Below are 589 nucleotides of genomic sequence, written 5' to 3' on the forward strand. Positions count from 1 at the left end.
TCCACTCAGTATTGCATCCTCCAGCAATGAGGAAAAAGGAATCTCCTGTCTGAGCATCTACTGCCCCATAACAATAGCGATATTCTCGCATATAATGACTAGGAATGCTAGGTCGGATTCCTTGAGGAGCCCAACAAGAACTCATCTTACTGATTCTTCCGAAACCAGCTTCATCTTGGTACATCAAACGTACTTTGTTATAAGTCCCCTCTTCTTTAAAGCGCTTACTCAAGGTCTCGAATGTAGATTTTATTTTTAGACGTCTCAATTGTCTGAGCGTCTGCCTTCTTGGGATGCTCAGGTCGAGGAGTGACCGTTCGCCAACCATGTCGTTTCAGGAGATAATAGAAACCATCACGTGTGGAAGTGCGACCAATCTCTTTTTGATAGGCTTCAAATAACTGATTGACAGTTACAAATTCCCCAGCCTGAGCAGCTTCTATATGACGTTTTAGAAATGCTTGTTCTTCTTCGTAAGTCATATATTCTCTATGACGTCCACCACGGGTCTCTTGAAGAAGCGCTTCTAAACCAAACTCCTTATATTTTTTCAAATTCCTCCAAACAGTTGTTTTATTGCAATCTAGCA

The 589-nt window shown here is 41.8% G+C and carries 1 pseudogene; it reads right to left on the minus strand.

Annotated elements, in window-relative coordinates:
• A pseudogene (locus HT709_RS11475) lies at nt 1-589 on the minus strand (IS630 family transposase); the annotation flags it as partial.

Origin of the sequence: Streptococcus sp. 1343, assembly GCF_013277355.1 — a bacterium.
GTDB classification, from domain to species: domain Bacteria; phylum Bacillota; class Bacilli; order Lactobacillales; family Streptococcaceae; genus Streptococcus; species Streptococcus pseudopneumoniae.